Origin of the sequence: Methanosarcina sp. DH2 (genome assembly GCF_020804225.1) — an archaeon.
Lineage (GTDB): Archaea > Halobacteriota > Methanosarcinia > Methanosarcinales > Methanosarcinaceae > Methanosarcina.
Genome location: NZ_WJBI01000023.1, coordinates 1 through 15,221, shown reverse-complemented (window position 1 = coordinate 15,221; position 15,221 = coordinate 1). Strand labels below are relative to the sequence as shown.

At 43.4% G+C, this 15,221-nt stretch carries 10 protein-coding genes and 1 pseudogene; 6 read left to right on the top strand and 5 right to left on the bottom strand.

The window, feature by feature from the left end; translation table 11 throughout:
* Positions 1-213: 213 nt before the first annotated feature.
* From FXV91_RS18385 to FXV91_RS18370, 4 genes are all read right to left on the bottom strand, one after another.
* On the bottom strand, positions 214-1,782 hold the full coding sequence (locus tag FXV91_RS18385; protein WP_229392245.1) for an MFS transporter: 1,569 nt from the start codon (positions 1,780-1,782) through the stop codon (positions 214-216).
* Positions 1,783-1,817: 35 nt separating this feature from the next.
* Positions 1,818-2,369, bottom strand: coding sequence for a hypothetical protein (locus FXV91_RS18380; protein WP_229392244.1), 552 nt, complete (start codon positions 2,367-2,369; stop codon positions 1,818-1,820).
* A 38-nt stretch (positions 2,370-2,407) separates the two neighbouring features.
* Positions 2,408-2,977: a DUF308 domain-containing protein gene (locus FXV91_RS18375; RefSeq protein WP_229392243.1), complete on the bottom strand. Its 570-nt coding sequence runs from the start codon at positions 2,975-2,977 to the stop codon at positions 2,408-2,410.
* Between the two features lie 1,030 nt (positions 2,978-4,007).
* A complete protein-coding gene (locus tag FXV91_RS18370; protein WP_229392242.1) occupies positions 4,008-8,594 on the bottom strand; it encodes a NosD domain-containing protein in 4,587 nt (1,528 codons plus the stop codon).
* 435 nt (positions 8,595-9,029) lie between these two features.
* On the opposite strand from FXV91_RS18370, the gene FXV91_RS18365 reads away from it, so the two are divergent.
* From FXV91_RS18365 to FXV91_RS18340, 6 genes and pseudogenes are all read left to right on the top strand, one after another.
* Positions 9,030-9,551, top strand: coding sequence for a DUF367 family protein (locus FXV91_RS18365; protein ID WP_229392287.1), 522 nt, complete (start codon positions 9,030-9,032; stop codon positions 9,549-9,551).
* 147 nt (positions 9,552-9,698) lie between these two features.
* Positions 9,699-10,168 (top strand): annotated as a pseudogene (locus FXV91_RS18360) (TIGR00725 family protein).
* A gap of 97 nt (positions 10,169-10,265) precedes the next feature.
* Positions 10,266-10,421, top strand: coding sequence for a hypothetical protein (locus tag FXV91_RS18355; RefSeq protein WP_229392241.1), 156 nt, complete (start codon positions 10,266-10,268; stop codon positions 10,419-10,421).
* 89 nt (positions 10,422-10,510) lie between these two features.
* Complete coding sequence (locus FXV91_RS18350) at positions 10,511-12,766, top strand: DNA topoisomerase I (RefSeq protein ID WP_229392240.1); 2,256 nt, start codon at positions 10,511-10,513, stop codon at positions 12,764-12,766.
* A gap of 558 nt (positions 12,767-13,324) precedes the next feature.
* Positions 13,325-13,465, top strand: coding sequence for a hypothetical protein (locus FXV91_RS18345; protein ID WP_229392239.1), 141 nt, complete (start codon positions 13,325-13,327; stop codon positions 13,463-13,465).
* 992 nt (positions 13,466-14,457) lie between these two features.
* Positions 14,458-14,922 carry a universal stress protein gene (locus FXV91_RS18340; protein WP_229392238.1) on the top strand — a complete coding sequence of 155 codons (465 nt, stop codon included), beginning with the start codon at positions 14,458-14,460 and terminating at the stop codon, positions 14,920-14,922.
* A gap of 96 nt (positions 14,923-15,018) precedes the next feature.
* On the opposite strand, the gene FXV91_RS18335 is transcribed toward FXV91_RS18340, so the two are convergent.
* The coding region (locus FXV91_RS18335; RefSeq protein ID WP_229392237.1) for a transposase at positions 15,019-15,221 on the bottom strand (203 nt) is incomplete at its 5' end.

Genomic DNA, 15,221 nt, shown 5'->3' with positions numbered 1-15,221 from the left:
TATTATAATTCTGAAATAAACGGGCTCAGGACCTTTAATTGGCAGAAAAGTCCTGCTTTTTAAGCAAAATTGCCACAAAAGTAGGGAAACAGGTTTTTATCCTCAATAAAGTGAATAAAAAAGAGAAAAAATATTTTCATCCTGGGATCTGGATCAGAAATAATTTTTCCAGCCTTAAATCTTTTCAGATTTTTTTTAAACTTTTTGGCTATTTTACTGCTCTGTTTCTGGAGAAACCAAAATTTCAGGCGGCAGAAAGATCGAGACAATAATTCCGAATATTGAAAAAATCACCAGCCCCCAGAGGGAAGCTTTTATCCCCTGAATGCGGGAGATTTCATTGATCCGCACGATCTCCTGTGAAAGGTCAGGAGGGGCATCTTTCAGAATATCCGTCAGTTCTTCATTGCTCAAAAAGCGGGCATTCTCCTCTACTGCCGATATTATCAGTGGCTTGAGGTCCTCTGGAATAACAGTACTGTCATCAGTAAGAGTAATGGCTCCTCCCACCAGGCCCGCAATGACGATGGAGCCCATCAGGGCAGTCCCAATAGCCATGCCCAGGTTCTGGGAAGTGCTCATAAGGGCAGCTGTCTCGCTCGTTCTTTCAGGAAGTACCTGGGAGAGGACGAGATTCATTATCTGGGATGCTATAACTCCTGCACCTATACCTATTAAGGCAAACCCTGTCAGCAGGCCAAGCCCTCTAACCTCCACATTAATGGTTGCAATAGCCAGTAAAAGCCCTGCAATAAGTACGAGTAGCCCAACCTGGATAATGCGCTTTGGAGCTATGCGGGCAGATAATCGGGATGCTGTAAGCGAAGCAATTAAAAGCGGTATGGAAAGGGGAAGGTAGAGAAAGCCTGTCTGCATCGAGTTAAGGCCCAGGGCGATCTGAAAGAAGAGAGCCATACTGAACAGAAAACCTCCTATGAGAAGGGTCTGAACCATCTGGACAAAAACGCCTGAAGTAACCCCGCGGTCCCTGAGCACATCGAGCCTTATGAGCGGCATCTTCCCCATACTAATGACGTAGCGTTCCCAGAGGGCAAAGCACAGCAGGATAATGCCTCCTGCTAAAATAAACACTGAGGTAGGGGAGAGGCCGAACGGGGAAATTTCAATTCCTCCTATGTAAAAGGGCTGACGTGCTTTCCACCAGCCATAGGTCCCTGCCAGTAATACGCCAAAAACAATAAACCCCATCCCAAGTGCAGAGAGTATCGAGCCGACTATATCCAGCCTGGGTTTCTCTTCAGTCTCAAGGAGCGAATCCTGAATATACCGGCTTAACAACAGGACAATGAGCACGACCACTACCTCCCCGGCAAAAGCAAGCCTCCAGGTGTACTCAGTTGTCAGCCAGCCTCCTATAATGGGCCCGAGAGCAATTGCGCCTGCAACAATTCCCCCTATTATGCCATAGGCAAGGGCACGGTCCTTCCCGCTGTAGTTTGAGGTCACGAGAGTCTGGATAGCAGGCATGACAAGGGTTGCTCCAAACCCTTCAAGGATCGACCAGCCTATAAACAATACAGCCATTGTCGGGCTGATTGAAGTCAGGAGAGAACCAGCACCGTAGATGATCAGTCCTATTCGGAATGCCCTTTTTCTGCCAATAATATCTCCGATCTTTCCCCCGGTGATCATAAAAGATGCCATTACAAGGGCATATAGTGTAATGGCAGCCTGGACAGTGGCAACGTCAGTATCAAAATCTTCAATGAGCGTCGAAATCGAAACGTTCATTATCGTCGTATCAATAACTAGCACAAACATTGCAAGCGCTAGTGCGACAAGTACGGTCTTTCCCTCTATCTTACCATCTCCGATAGCCGGGGATAAGGTGCAATACCTGCGGTAAAGAAGATCCCCTTATCCAGTTCGCGGGCAGACTGCCCTCCGGATAAACAAAGCTGGAGCAGTAGATCAGGAACCCTTTTTTCATCACCCTGAAAATCGTAATCTACTGCCAGCAGCACACCACTCCTTAATCCGTTCCGAATGTTCCCCTCGCCCCAGGCAGCATGACGCAAATAAGAATAAGGGTGAACTATAACTGACAGATTAATGTCATACCAGGAGCCTCCGGTAACCAGCACCACAAAAGCCAGACACAGGTTAAAGACTGCAATGACAGCCAGGGAGAGCCAGGCTTGTGGGTCTACCTGCCAGAGCTGGGCTACCCAGGCCCATATGTAGGCGAGCAGACCGTACATCAGGGCGTACCAGAAATTGAAAATTCGGATATCCAGAACCCCCAGAAAGGGTAAAAATCCAAGAAACCGAAGCATTGCAATCACGTTTAAAAATGCCAGAAGCACGGCCACACCGGCCAGTATAGTAATACCGATAGGTATTTCCATATTCTTGTCTCCTTATTTTTTTTTGAAAAACTCCTTCTTCAGGTTCGCATTTTCAGTCCTCCGATGACTGCCCCGATTCCCCCGATAACGAGGAAGAAGCCGAATACCCACGGTAGAGCCAGGGCTCCTGCCAGAGAGTTGGTTAGAAGGAGCAGACCAAGGACTATGGTGAGGACACCAAGGATTCCCATCCCCCACCCTCCCCCTTTAAGTCCCCAGGCAAGTTTTGCAGCACCGCTGATTATAGCCCATATCCCTATGAAAATAACGAAGAATGTGAGTACTACGAAAGGGCTGTAAATAGGGTACATCAGTATAGCGATTCCTGCAATAATGCTCAGGATACCTGAAAGTAGTTTCCATAACCTATTCCCCGAGAATATGAACGCCCCTAAAACGGAAAGAATTCCTCCTGCAAGCCAGAAAATACCCAGGATTTGTAAGAGAAAGATAGTGGTTACTGCAGGTCTGTATAACAGGAATAAGCCAACAATAATAGCGATAACCCCTTCCAGAAGAACCACCCACCAGGGTGCTTCCAGAATTTCATACCCTACCTCGCTTTCAGAATCAACTGGTTGTTCAATGACATCGATTGGTTGTTCCATATTAATCTAACTCCCCAGTTCTTTTAGTGCTTCAATCGATACTTCCAGCTACCAGGATACAGGTGTAAGCACAGCTAAAGAGACATTACTCATTCTGAGCACTGAGTTTCCTGTTTCCGGAGAATTCCCGATACACTCCGGAATAGCCAGAGTCAAAAAGAAAACAGCCTTCCTCCCACAAAGAAGAGCAATTTCTTCATTTCGAACAGTCCATTGATGAAATTCACATCTGTACAGCTTACCCTTAATTAATCTCAAATTATCTCATTGTAAAAGGTGCTGATTGAGTACATCTATTCCATCATTGAAAGCCCGGCATGATGAAGGCTGAAATAAACTATTCATCTATCGCTGCAGCATATGAAGACGAGATTCATTTGGGATCTCAATTTCGATGTTAATTTCAATATCAGTTTCAGTACCAGGATTAATTCCCTCCCCACATTCTCCCGAGGATGAAGCAGTGATATTGTCAATTATATATAAATCATTGGATATAAAGTAACTTATTATTAGTACTCAAAAAAGACTCTTTTATCAGGAACGTCATCAGCTTGGCTGGGGGTCTTTCGAAAAAAGGGAAATAATTGAAAAAGTAATAAAGTAATAAGTTGAGAAAAAAAAGAAGGAAAAATCCGAGATAAAGAAAAAAGGAGAAAAAAGAAGTTTGAAAAAACAGTGAAAATCATAAAAGCAGAAATGGAAATAAGCATTTTTCGCTATTAATCTTTTTCTTCATCTTTTTCTTCATCTTTTTCTTCATCTTTTTCTTCATCTTTTTATTTGTTTGAAAGACTCCTCTCTGCGTCGAGCGTGGCAGAAACGTTAGGTACGGCTAATACAATTGTGAGGTAAGTGATATTTTTATTTAGTCCTCTTGAGCGAAAAAAAGCGAAAGATATTAAATTGGAAAAGGGATCAAAATCAAATCGAAAAAATAAGAAGATTTTAGGTTTAAGGTTTTCTTCAACCTAAACCTCTTCTCGCGAGCTCAGTATCGGAATTCTTTTTTTCCGAATAATCCCCAGTGTCATTTTTGTTCCCATAGTTGCATACTGGGAAAAGCCTGAGCTTCAGCCCCGAAGAAGTAATATTCATCGTCTTCTTCAGTCATCGCCGTTGTAAAGAAAGTCCAGTCTCCTTCATTAAACCTTTTAAGGATGATCGTGGAGATATCGACGTTATTTTCTTCAATCCAGGCTTTTGAAACTCTTAATTCCATAACTGTCTTCTTGATACTCTCGGGATTTTCAAATTCTTCGCTGCCTGCCAGAAGACTCATACCCCGGGAGACCTCAATGACCTGAGAGGCCTCAAAATCCTGGGAGAGATCAATGTTCAGCTTACTGTCCAGCTCCCGGTCGGCACCTGAGGAATCCTCTTTAAGCGCCTCAACCCCGAAGGCGACCAATGTAGAATGTTTCCAGGGTTCAAAACTTACTCCATGGATGCCAGCCTCAGGGCTGCTCAAGCTGAACTCGGTTTTCGAGTCTTCAGATACACTTTGTTGCGAGACTTCAACTGCCCAGAAGTTTTCTGCGGGCCCTTCCGAAATGTTAGTTGAATCCTGAGTATCCTGCGTTTCAGAAATGTTATCTTCAGGCAGAACCGGACAATCGAAAAGACAGATTACTGGCAGATAATCCAGGCTGCCTGTGTGAGAATTGATAACATAGGGTATGTCTCCTATTCCGTCACCATCAGCATCCTGCCCTTCATACTCACTCCAGTAGTTCCCGACTTCGGAACTGTTCCAGGTGTTCAGGTATTCGTCTTCAACATTCTTTGTATTGTTAAAATAATTGTTGTAAATCAGGTTTCCATAACTCTCATCGAACATTATGCCCGTTCCAAAGTTGTTTGAGACAACATTCGACGTAAGAGTATTGCCATCTGGACTTATTTTGTCCCCGATGCCTATATTTTCATCTATAAGGTAGACACCGTACAGATTTTCAAGGACAGTATTGTTGATTAAACTGTTGTTTTCAGACACCCAGAGTAAAATACCCATTAAGTTTGAACTGGCATCATTGCCCGTAGCTGTGTTGTTTTCGGAAACCCACATCGAAAACCCGTAATAGTTTAAGCTTGCAGTATTCGCATCCAGAGAATTATTGTTTGAATCTGTCAGATCGATGCCGTAACTATTTTCCGACACATCGTTATTGATTAATTTATTATTGTCTGAAGACTCCAGATAGATGCCTTCAAAATTGCAATTTGCCAGATTTCCTTCAAACGTATTATTTTCTGACTCATATGCGTAAACTCCGTTGTAATTGTCTGAGGCATTGTTATTAAGCAAGCTGTTGTTCTCGGAAATAGCCAGACAGATACCATATCCGTTTTCCGAAAGGATATTGTCTGTGATGGTAGTATTTTCCGAACTTAAAACATAAATGCCAGCATCGTTGTATGAGGCGCTGTTGTTGGCAAGCATACCGCCATCAGTACTTTCAAGATAGATCCCAAAAAGGTTGTCCGATACGCTGTTATTTTCAAGCCTTGCCCCACTTGTATTGTAAAGGTAAATACCGCACACGTTATTTTCCACGACAAGATCCCTGACTGAAACGTTCTGGCAGGAAATGAAATAAGCAGTTCCTGCGTTTGAGCTTGAATCAAGCACAATGCCTTCAGGCTCGTTTACGTAGAAATAGACCGGCTTGCCGTCCACAAGATTGTTTGTTTCTATGCTGTTCGGCTCAAGCATTCCCTCGGCTCCGAAGTTAAAGCAGTTGTCTGACATCGTATTGTTTTGGAGAGTATTTCCCCAGGAATTGCTAAGGTAGAGCCCGTATAATATATTGGAATCTGCTGTATTGTTCTCAATGGTATTTCCACAGGCGTTCTCAAACATGAAACCGCATTCCCCATTTGAAACCGCACTGTTGTTTGCGATTTTCCCATACCCGGAATCCAGGAGATACATTCCTATGTTGTTATTTGCAAGCGTATTATTTTCAAGCAGGGAGATGCTTGTATTGCAAAGGACAACTCCCCAATAGTTGTGTTCCAGGTCCAGGTCCCGTACCGTCACATTCTGGCAGTCCATACAGAAAACGACCCCTGCCCTGGAAGATGCGTTTATTTCCAGGTCGGTTTCCCCGATAATGTGGTAGACAGGCTTGCAGTCAACGGTATTGCTCTTATCTATATCGTTTAAGGAAGCAAAATCTGTAATTTTCAAATTATATTTATTGTTCCTCATCTCATTGCAGCGGAGCCTGTTGCCCCCGGAACCTCTAATGTAGATGCCGCAACTGTTTGAAATAGCTCTGTTCCTGTAGAGAGTATTATTATGGGAATCATACAGGTAAATCCCTGTATGGATATTTGAACTGGCGTTGTTTGCCTGCACCGTATTGTTAGATGAGCTGTACAGGCAAACTCCGAGCAGATTGTCTGTGAGGATATTGTTACAGATGCTGTTTTCATTGGCATTATAAAGTAGGATTCCATAATTGGATAAAAGCCCATTTGAGTACTTGCCTGCTCCGACTATGGAAAATCCGTTGATATTTACGGAGTCGGCGGTAATGTAAAACACACAATCTTCCGGATTATCAGACTGGACCACGGTGTTTTCAGGCCCGGACTCGGATCGGATTGTCAGTGTCTTATCAACATTTACAGTTTCATTGTACCAGCCCTCGCGGACAATAATCGTTGAACCGGCAGCTGCCCTGTCCACTGCTTCCTGAATGGAAGAATAAGTGCCGGATACAGTACCAGATGCATTGTCATCATCAACATACAGAATCGCCGCCTGTTCCCCCACGGAAACACAGTCCGTCCTGGAACTACTATTAGCCCCGAATTCGTTCTCCACTGAAAATGTTACCGTATAAAGTCCTGCTTTTGTGTACGTATGCACCGGGTTTTGTTCAGTTGAATCTATGGTCCCGTCCGAGTTAAAATCCCATTCCCAGGCTGTCGGGGAATTAATGCTGGCATCAAAGAAATTAACCGTAAGCGGGGCAGCTCCCGAAGTAACATTTCGTACAAAAGCAGCTTCCGGAGCTGCATCTCTGTCAGTAAACGCTTTTATGCAGGCGTTTGAATTTTTAAGGATAGAAGAAAGGTCTATCCAGTTCAGGCCGTCAGGGCTGACATAGCTTTCCCCGGCGTAGGAAGAAGCCTGGCTGCTGTAATCTTTCACCGGGCACTCAAGAGCAAGGGGATATCCGTATTCAGGAGCGGTGAACCTGATCGCCACCGAGAAATTCTGCCCTTCGGCAAGGGGAACTCCCCGGTCCAGCCGGACGGTGTGATACCCTGCGTAAGTAAATGTCCCGTTTTCGGATGCCTTCAAGCCTTCAGGATTTACAGGCCCGGAAACCGGATCGGTATAGATATAGACCTCATACTCAGCCCCTGAATCCGTAGTATAGAAACTGACAGCATTGAGTGTTTCATTCTCCTCGGCTGTGAAGAGATTGGCAGCCCAGGCAGATGTTTTTCGGGCATAACCGAAACTGTTGACCCAGCCCAGGGGGTCATACTGGTATACGGAATCGAAGTCACCGAGATCCTCTGCTGTGTAAATGGCATTATCTTTGCCTATTTTCGAATCATAATAGGAGATGTAGAAATAACCCTCTTCTCCCCAATCAGGCCCCCAGGAGTTCTTTACAATAAAGGCGCCGTCTCCCGGAGCAGCCGGATTAAATTTATTTTTATCAAAGGAATCGTCCCAGCCGACAATAGCAACCAGGTGATTGGGAAATTCCTGGCCGGCGTAATAATAGCTATTGCTAACAGGAGCAAAAAGGTCAAGGTCTACATATATTGTGGAGGCAACTGCCCCGTATTCCTGCAGAGCCCACTTGATATTCTCGTTGTCCAGAGCCCCATGCCTGTCCGGGATGAACAGAATTTCCTGCACATGTTTTACTGCCGGAAGCCCTTCGGGAGAAATACTGGAATGAGGATCATAGGGATCATCTGTTTCAATGACAGGCCCACTCCAGCGTGTGAGGTAAGCTGCAGACATCAGAGTAAAGCCACCTTCATAATAATCAAAGCTCTCGGGGTAATAGGGTGAAAGCAGGTTTTTCATATTATTTTCCGAAAAATCCCAGGTTTCTGAGGGGAGCAGATAGGACTCAAGCGAAGCATAGGAACCATAAGCCCAACAGCTTCCCTCATCTTTCTGGTCCTTTACAGGGCTGACTCTCCCAAGAGCCCGAAGGTCATAGAAAGATTCGGAAGAACCTGAACCTTCCATACCCTCAACCACTTGAAGATGCGAAAGATCTACAGGAGCAGGGTTCAGCCCTGTTGCATACGCTCCAGCCTTTGGTTCAGTTTCAGCCTCCAGTTCAGCTTCAGCCTCTTGTTCGGAAGTCAACGAGTTAAGAGAAGAAAAGAGCAATTTTTCAGTATTTTCTTTTTTATCCATTTGTTCCTGATATTCCAGAAATTCGGGATTAATAGGAGCGAAAGAATATTCTTCCCCGGAACTTTCTTCTGCAACCGGGTCTGAGATAGTGGTAAACTGTGCAGCGGATTCATTTTCATTAGATGTCTCCTCACCTGGATCTGCTGCCGCAAATCCCGAAATAAGGATAACAGAAAGCAATAAACTGATGATAATTTTCACATTTATCATGAAAAACCTCTCTCAAGTAATTAGTTTGTGGACATGTTTTCACACCCCTCTGGCGTTTTTATCAGGTACCGTTCTGCTAAAGGGAATGGAAAATCTCAGGTGTCCAGGAAAAAGTAACCTACCTGGAAAAGGGTGCAAAAACCTGAGCATATAGGTTTGAAATCTTCTTGAACATGGAATAAAATAAAAATTGAATGAAACAGCCTAACATATCTAATATTTTAGAGAATAAACAGTGAGGTGTATAAATAAATTCCGAAATTTTTGCGCAACGTTTCCAGAAAGTTCCGGCTAAAAAGGCTCAAAAATCCGGAAATTTTCGGATGAGGGCGAGACTGATGAATTGCCATAGAACAGGCCTGGTGAATTTGTGAATAAAAGAGAGAAGAAGCAAAGACGTAAGACATATAAAGCCCACATTCCAGAGGATCAATGATGAATTCTGAAAAGCCCCGGGATATTTCCCTTTATATCTACCATGCCGGACAGTGCGACCCAAAAAAATGCACAGGAAGAAAAATGGCTCGCTTTGAGCTTGCCCGACTTTATGACAGGGTGGAGAGGCTGCCACGTTCAGCGATCCTGCTCGACCCGATGGCGGAAAAAGCCCTGTCGCCAGCTGATAACCCTAAGAAAGGAATAATCGTACTTGACTGCTCCTGGGAAGAAGTTGAACGAATTTTTCCTGAGCTTGGAAAACTGAATCTTGAACACAGGGCTCTTCCATATCTTCTTGCAGGCAACCCTGTCAACTTCGGAAGGCCCTTCAAACTCAACTCGGCAGAAGCCTTTGCAGCAGCCCTCTATATTCTGGGGCACAAAGAGCAGGCAGAAAAGGTCCTTTCCAAGTTTAACTGGGGGCACAGCTTTCTTGAACTGAACAGGGAGCCTCTTGATGAATACGCAACTGCAAAAAACAGTACCGAGATTGTGGAAATCCAGAGTCATTACATCTGAGGGCGGCTACATTCAGAGAACCTACACGAGAAAGCTACATCCAGAGAAAGCTACATCCAGAGAAAAGCAATTATATCGAAGTCACTCGATAACAGAGGCGCTACCTGACCGGACCTCAAATAAAAGAGCTAAAAGGAGTTATATACAGTGAAAGCACCAGTAAGAAAGCAGATTGGGGTTATAGGGGCCGGGACCTGCAGCAATGAGACGAGAGCCCTTGCAGAAGCTGTGGGAAAAGAGATCGCAAAAAAGGAGCTGTTCTTCTATGCGGAGGCCTGGGTGGGGTGATGGAAGCAGCAGCGCATGGAGCAAAACTGGAAGGAGGGGTGACCATAGGGATTTTACCCGGAACCTGTAGAGAAGACGCAAACCCATGGATAGACATAGCGATTCTCAGTGGAATGGGGCATGCCAGAAACGCCCTTATAGCCCAATCCTCGGATGCCCTGATTGCTGTTTCCGGGGAATACGGGACTCTTTCGGAAATCGCCTTTGGGCTGAAAATGGGAAAACCTGTGTTTGTACTCGACTGTAAATGGAAAATAGAAGGCGTAAAGAGGGCAAGAAGCCCGCAGGAAGCTGTAGAGTTTGCTCTGGCACTTATTAAAAATCAATGAAGAACAGGAAAACTCAATGAAGAATAAGAAGAATCTAATGAAGAATAAGAAGAATCCAATGAAGAATAAGATAACTTAAGAAATTTTGAGACGAATTTTGAAGCCTCAAGCAAAAACCGGATCAAAAAGCGCTTTGCAAAAAAGTAAAACAGGCAAAAAAGGAATATCTGAACCTGATTTTAGTTACGGATGGCAGAAAATCTTAATATTTGATCCAAAAATTTATATTGCAAAAGGAAACTTCAAGAATTAGGAGGCAGGCTTCGACTCAGACTGGCAGGAGTTTTGGGGTACGCCAGTATTCCTCCACAAAATTTAAGAAAAGTTATACCGGAGTTTTAAATGCACCTTATCGTAACGGAAAAGAACATAGCAGCAAGGAGGATAGCTGCGATTCTGGCTCCAAAAAGTCCCAAGAAGGAAAGAGTCAGCGGAGTAGACGTATACCGGTACGAGATCGGATCCGGCGAAAACAGGCAGGAGACTGCAGTAATAGGGCTTTCCGGCCATATTGTCGGGATAGATTTTCCAAAAGAGTACAACAACTGGCAGAAGGTTGATGCCAGAGCCCTGATAGACGCCGAGATTACAACAACTCCGATCAACCGGAAGATAGTGACTGCTTTAAAGAGCCTTGGAAAAGAAGCAGACAGGGTCACCATTGCAACTGACTACGACCGGGAAGGGGAACTGATAGGAGTCGAAGCTCTGAACATTATAAAGAAGGTGAACCCGGATATCCCTTTTGACAGGGTACGTTACAGTGCAATAACTCCAAAAGCAATTGATGCTGCATTTGCAAATCCTACAGATGTTGACTTTAACCTCGCAGATGCGGGTCACTCAAGGCAGGTAATTGACCTGGTCTGGGGAGCTGCCCTTACCCGATATATTTCCCTTGCAGCAGGCAGGCTCGGGAAAATGTTCCTTTCTGTAGGAAGGGTGCAGTCCCCAACCCTATCTCTTATAGTTGACAGGGAAAAAGAAAGGAATATCTTTGTCCCGACCCCTTACTGGGAGATCCATGCCGAACTTGAAACCGCATCAAGGGAAACTTTTTCCGCCCAGCACTCAACCCGCCGTTTCCTGGACAAAGAGGAAGCTGGAAAGGTATTCAAGAAACTTGGAAAAAAAGCGGAATTAAAAGAGATAGAAAAAGGGACGAAAATTGACCAGCCCCCTACTCCTTTTAATACTACCGGATTTATCAGCGCGGCAAACTCAATCGGGCTCAGCCCCGCAAACGCCATGCGTATAGCTGAATCTCTTTACACGAACGGATACATTTCATATCCCAGGACAGACAACACGGTTTATCCAGATACTCTGGACCTGAAGGCTCTAATTGAGATTTTTAAGGAAGGGCCTTTCAAGGAATATGCAAATGCCCTTCTTGAGAAAGCTGAACTTGTCCCCACCCGTGGGAAAAAAGAAACAACAGACCACCCACCTATCTATCCTGCTTCCCTGGCAAAGAAAACTGACTTAAAAGAAGAGGAATGGAAGGTCTACGAGCTTGTGGTCAGGCGCTTTTTTGCAACCTTTGCTGGCCCGAGCACCTGGGAGACCATGCGTCTGAGGCTTGATATCGACGAGGAAGAGTTCAGGGCAAACGGAGCAAGGCTGCTGGAACACGGCTGGCGCTGGTATTATCCTTACAATGCTCCGGAAGACCGTCTATTTCCGGAACTCAGGGAAGGAGATTCCCTGAAAGTGATAAAGAAAGAAATGCTGGATAAAGAAACCCAGCCACCCGGACGCTACGGTCAGGGCAGGCTGATCAATATAATGGAAGACCTCGGGCTTGGCACAAAAGCTACACGTCACGAGATTATCAGCAAGCTTTATTCCAGGGCTTATATCCACGGAAACCCGGTACAGCCTACAAATACCTCTTTTGCCGTAATGGATACTCTTGAGAAATACTCTCCCACAATTACGAAACCGGACATGACAAAGTTGCTTGAAGAAAACATGGACAAAATTGCAGAAGGCAAAATCAAGGAAGATTCCGTACTTGAAGAGTCCAGGGAGATGCTCAAGCAGGTCTTTTCGGAACTTGACAAAAACAGGGATAATATTATAGAGTCCCTGCAAGCAGGCCTCAGAGAGGATAAAATCATAGGCACCTGCTCCTTATGCGGAAACGATCTCATGATCCGTCGCTCGAAAAGGGGAAGCCGTTTCATAGGTTGCAGCAACTACCCTAACTGCACCTTCTCCCTGCCCCTGCCAAAGAGTGGCCAGATAATTGTCACAGATAAATCCTGTGAGACTCACGGGCTGCACCATATCCGCATAATCAATCAGGGAAAACGAGCCTGGGATCTTGGCTGCCCCCAGTGCAATTTTATCGAATGGCAGAAAACCCAGCAGGAAGTGCAGGCCCAGCAGCCGAAAAAAGAAAGGCCCAAATCCATTAAAGACATCGAAGGCGTAGGAAAAGCCACTGCAGGGAAGCTCGAGGATGCAGGAATAAATAGCATAGAAGCCCTTGTTGAAGCCGATGCAATTGAGCTTGCAAAAACCATAAAGGTCACCGTAAAGAAGATTAAGAACTGGCAGGTCTCATGCGGTAATACAGTTGAGGACTTATAATAGAGGTCCTCAATCAACTTTGTTATTTAAGTTTATTTTTAGAGTTCATTTTAAAGAGTAAAACTTTTTCCAGGCTTTGAAGTATTTTTAAGAGAACAAAAAAGAGAACTTTTGGAAAAATTATTTAACTTTTTTCAATCTTTAATAACAGTATGTCCACTGTTTCAAGCTCTTCTGTTATAATGACTACTCAAGTAATACCTGGAGAATTACTCATTGCAGCGTTCTTTATTTTGATTATCCTTATTTTCTATTTGTTTTACAGAAGAAAGAGAAAGTGATATTTATTTTCCATAGTCTCCGGAAGCAGCTTGATATTTAACCTGCTATTTTCCTGTATCAAACTTGAATATGGACCGCTTGCTTATGCATCCTCTTATTTAGTTTTTCTATCTGTTCGTCCTTAGTGTGCAGCTGTTCATAAAGTACCGGGGCTGAATTTCAGATATTCAATTATAGGAAACTATGAGAACGGATTGAAGAAAGATGAACCTTTATATAGTATCTGACTGTTTTATAATTATTCATTTGTAAAAAGGATTACCAGAGGTTTACAACTTGGCGACCAAGAAACAGAAAGCAGCAAAACGAGATAAGATAGATAAGGAAACTAACGGCAAAGTTCAAAAACCAGTTGAGGAAGTTAAGATGCCGGACAACAAAACAAAAGAACAGGATAAGAAAAGAAAAGGAAAATAAAAAAGAATATTTAAATCAGACCTTCTTTTCTTATTTTATTTATAAACTATTTTTGCATTTTCGAATATCCAAAATTTAAAAAACAGTTTTATATGTATTCCAATCTGTGATACTATCTTAAGTCATGAAAGCTAGATCCTTTCCACTGCTGATATTCACTCTCTATCCTTCTTTTTTGCCGCTTGATTCAAATGCTTCAATCTGTGCTAAAACGGATTTCTTTTCAATGTTGAGCATCTGTATTTATATCCCAATTTCTACAAACTGATTCTTTTACACTTTCCTGATTTCAAATTCTAAACTTGTTATCTTGCACTGCTTTTTATTATTTCTAGACTTCTCCTTTCTAAATTTCTTTCATTCTACTCCTTACTCCTTCTACCCCTTTCTTCCTTCTACCCTTTTCTTCCTTTTGGTAAGAGCCGCCAGGAAAGATGGCGGAGGCGTCCGAAATTTTTGGGAACGACCGCTACACAAACGGAAGAGAGCACTTGTAATCCTGTGAATTTAAACCCAGCCTCCTGAAGTAAGAGAGTGATTTTTCATATCAAGTGGCTGTTTTCCCATTGTATTGGATTTCTTTTAATTGCATTGGATGTTCAGCTTTCTTTTTTTCTTAGTTAGTGGCGGACCGGCCAAAACCCTGCGCGGCGAGATAGGGAGAAAACTGAGGTATTATTTGCGGGCATGCTTGACGACAATACCGACAGATTGAGAAGTGATATTTGTTTATTTTAGAATAGAATAACTGGAAGCTGTGAGTAACTTTTTCCGGAATTGCCACTTTCTTACTGTCTCATACACTCATATTTAAAATGAGATGAGTGTATTATTATAAAGTGTTTAGAGTTTACACATTTGAGCCTACATTTTTTTTAGAACGGGAAAGAAGTTGTAGACCATGGTGGATGTTTAGTTCTTTACACCTGTATTACACTGTAATTTTTCATGGAAGTTTAATGCAAATCAAAATTTGTGACGGAGGACAATATATGTCAAGTAATTTATACCGGAATATTGTGATTGCAACAGACGGATCTGCTAACTCCCGGAGAGCTGTTTCTTGCGGTATTGAGATTGCAAAGCTTAGCGGAGCCACTGTCCACGTCCTTTACGTAGTGGATACACCTTCTGTAATTTCTGAAAATTGGACTGCCTGCAAAGAAACGATCCACGAAGTAATAATGAACGATGGAAAGAAAATATTGTCTAAAGTTAAAAAAATCGTAGAGGACTCAGGAGTGGCGGTAAGAGAGGTTCTTTTAGATGGCCACCCTGGTGATGAAATTATCAATTTTGCAGAAAATAATAACATGGACCTGATAGTAATGGGTACACTCGGAAAAACCGGATTCGAAAAGTTTCTGATGGGAAGTGTTGCAGAAAAAGTAATAAGAGGTTCAAAAGTCCCTGTCATGGTCATCCGAAACGGGAGTTCGGAGAACTTAGGTGTGTGAACTACACCTACCTAAAATCTTCGTAAACTCAGATTTTTGAGGAAGGTGCTTCCTGCTTCATACTAGGCGGTTGCCGTTTTTTCCCGGTCCACAGGCTCAAACCGTAGTCCCTACGGCGAATTTCTTTATATTGATAGCTGCATTAATGTCCCTATCATGCAAAACATTACAGGAAGGACAAAGCCACTCTCTAATATCTTCTGTCAAATTTGGATGCTTATAACCACAAACGTTACAAGTTTTTGAAGATGATTCCCATTGACCTATCTTCAAAACTGTTTTACCAGACCATTCAGCTT

Excerpts from the sequence above, each read along its gene's own strand:
- FXV91_RS18370 (WP_229392242.1), bottom strand. The coding sequence starts at position 8,594 with ATGATAAATGTGAAAATTATCATCAGTTTATTGCTTTCTGTTATCCTT.
- FXV91_RS18365 (WP_229392287.1), top strand. The coding sequence starts at position 9,030 with ATGAATTCTGAAAAGCCCCGGGATATTTCCCTTTATATCTACCATGCC.
- FXV91_RS18375 (WP_229392243.1), bottom strand. The coding sequence starts at position 2,977 with ATGGAACAACCAATCGATGTCATTGAACAACCAGTTGATTCTGAAAGC.
- FXV91_RS18380 (WP_229392244.1), bottom strand. The coding sequence starts at position 2,369 with ATGGAAATACCTATCGGTATTACTATACTGGCCGGTGTGGCCGTGCTT.
- FXV91_RS18350 (WP_229392240.1), top strand. The coding sequence starts at position 10,511 with ATGCACCTTATCGTAACGGAAAAGAACATAGCAGCAAGGAGGATAGCT.
- FXV91_RS18385 (WP_229392245.1), bottom strand. The coding sequence starts at position 1,782 with ATGTTTGTGCTAGTTATTGATACGACGATAATGAACGTTTCGATTTCG.
- FXV91_RS18340 (WP_229392238.1), top strand. The coding sequence starts at position 14,458 with ATGTCAAGTAATTTATACCGGAATATTGTGATTGCAACAGACGGATCT.